This is a genomic window from Fervidobacterium sp., from assembly GCA_026419195.1.
Lineage (GTDB): Bacteria > Thermotogota > Thermotogae > Thermotogales > Fervidobacteriaceae > Fervidobacterium.
The window spans coordinates 1-2,033 of the sequence record JANZZV010000031.1 but is presented as its reverse complement, the minus strand read 5'-3'; the positions used below and the strand labels follow the sequence as shown (position 1 = coordinate 2,033).

Sequence of the window (2,033 nt, the reverse complement as noted above, 5' to 3'; positions counted from 1 at the left end):
GTGATGATGTATACTCCAGTCCAGCGATAGGGTTGGATGGTACTATTTATGTGGGAAGTTGGGATGGTAATCTATACGCAATTCAATCAACATCGTATGGTTTGGCAGATAGTGTCTGGCCCCCCCCCCCCCCCCCCCTGCGAAACACTGGATTGTTTGGTGAGAAGTGATTTTTGCTTTTGGCATACGATTGTTCATTGAATATCTTTTTTAAATCATCTCCACCTTCTATTGGTGGAGATGATTTTTAAGTCCGAGGTTTATGGATGTTTGTATGACTTTTGAATGTTTGAAAGGATTGGTTAGTTGGTATATGGATTATGCCCAGTTTAATCAAGGAATTTGCTGGTTAATGATGTTTGTTATAGTTGTTTTTTGAACAATCTTATTGTACATTTTTATTTTGTGGTAAAATCGAATGTATGTGAGTTTTGGAAAATTGGGGGTATTTATATGACTTATTTAGAAAAGGTACTGAAGCTGCGTGATTTGTTACTTGGTTCTAATTTCTGTGTAGTATTGACAGGTGCTGGTGTAAGTGTTCCAAGTGGTATACCTGATTTTAGAAGTGCAAGTGGCGTGTACGCAAAATATGGTCAGGAAATATTCGATATAAATGTGTTTAAAAGTAATCCAGAGAGATTTTATGAATTTGCCAAACAAGAGCTTTTTAAAATGCTTGATGTTCAGCCAAACGAGGTTCATAATTTGATTGCAATACTTGAGCAAAAGGGTATTGTAAAAGGGTTGATTACGCAAAATATTGATGATCTACATAGGAGAGCAGGTAGTAGGCAGATCGCTCAGATACATGGAAATGTGAGAGTTTGGAATTGTTTAAGGTGTAACAAAAGGTATGAGCTGTATGATGAGTCACAAAAAAGTGAATTGCTTGTTAACAAGTTTAGGTGTAGTTGCGGTGGACTTACCAAACCAGATATCCATTGAAGAGTTGCTTACAGAATCAATGAGTATTACAAGAGAAGAATTACTTAGCCAAGAGATAGAAAACACAACAGGCAAATCGTTTCTTGTGCAAGCAGGATATTTGACATTCAAAGAGAAGATAGATTTTGGGAAATACAAAATAGCGATTCCAAACATAGATGCAGGGCAGTCATTAACACAAATGGTACTTGAGATAAATTACAAATTAGATAAAGACAATAAACACACAAAAAGCACTAACCTTCGAAATAGTTTGCCTAACATCTGTATCCCCCCAAACAAATAGAAATTCAAACACATACAAAAACATGTCAATAAAATAATAAATCCAAAATCAAAACAACAGCAACAACTTCGTTACCCACGTTCCAATCATTTGTATAATATTCATCCTACAAGTTGTACAATAAAAGACGAAACTAGAACATCCTACTATTTCAACCATAGAAAGTTACAAAAATTTTTTGAATACAAAAAACATATGGTATAATTCATAAAAACACACATCAGAAACCAGGAGGGACTAACATGAGAAAACTTTTCACACTTTTCTTGGTATCTTTCTTTCTCACTTTCCTTTACTCAGCTGTTGTCCTCACATCTTCCGGTCGTGTTGTTGCTGATGTCTTGTCCATCGATAAAAACGGTGTGACTATAAGAGCCAAACTTGGTACTACCACTTTCAAACCTCAAGATGTAAAATACGTACTCTTAGACGAATCAAGAACCGATCTTGAAGGTAAAGTCGGTATCTTCCTAAAGAACGGTGCTTGGGTCTATGGTGAGCCAAACCAAATCACAAGTTCTTCTGGTCTCATCACAAGCACTTATTCTACCATATCGACAAATCTTTCAAATATTCTGTACTTCTCCTACTCAAAACCTCCAACTCTTGAAGAATTCCTCAAAATCACTCAAGACCATATACCAAACATCCTTCATTCTCTTGACGAAAATACCATTGTTGAACTATCCAACGGTTCAAAATTTATCGCAAAAGAAATGAAAATAATCACCGACTCTTCAAAAACAAGATTTCAGTTCACCGATGATTTTGGAACATATACCTTCGATCAAAGTTTTAT

The 2,033-nt window shown here is 35.7% G+C and carries 4 protein-coding genes; all 4 read left to right on the top strand.

What is annotated here, in order from left to right; all coding sequences use genetic code 11:
• The coding region (locus tag N2Z58_09365) for a PQQ-binding-like beta-propeller repeat protein (protein MCX7654866.1) at positions 1-170 on the top strand (170 nt) is incomplete at its 5' end.
• Positions 171-453: 283 nt separating this feature from the next.
• Positions 454-948 carry a hypothetical protein gene (locus N2Z58_09360; protein MCX7654865.1) on the top strand — a complete coding sequence of 165 codons (495 nt, stop codon included), beginning with the start codon at positions 454-456 and terminating at the stop codon, positions 946-948.
• Positions 920-1,234: a hypothetical protein gene (locus N2Z58_09355; GenBank protein ID MCX7654864.1), complete on the top strand. Its 315-nt coding sequence runs from the start codon at positions 920-922 to the stop codon at positions 1,232-1,234. Before N2Z58_09360 ends, N2Z58_09355 begins: the two co-directional genes overlap by 29 nt.
• Before the next feature lie 242 nt (positions 1,235-1,476).
• Positions 1,477-2,033 (top strand): hypothetical protein (locus tag N2Z58_09350; GenBank protein ID MCX7654863.1); only part of this gene is annotated, 557 nt, incomplete at its 3' end.

What these genes read in the sequence shown, in the direction of transcription:
- N2Z58_09360 (MCX7654865.1), top strand. Translation starts at nt 454, where the DNA reads ATGACTTATTTAGAAAAGGTACTGAAGCTGCGTGATTTGTTACTTGGT.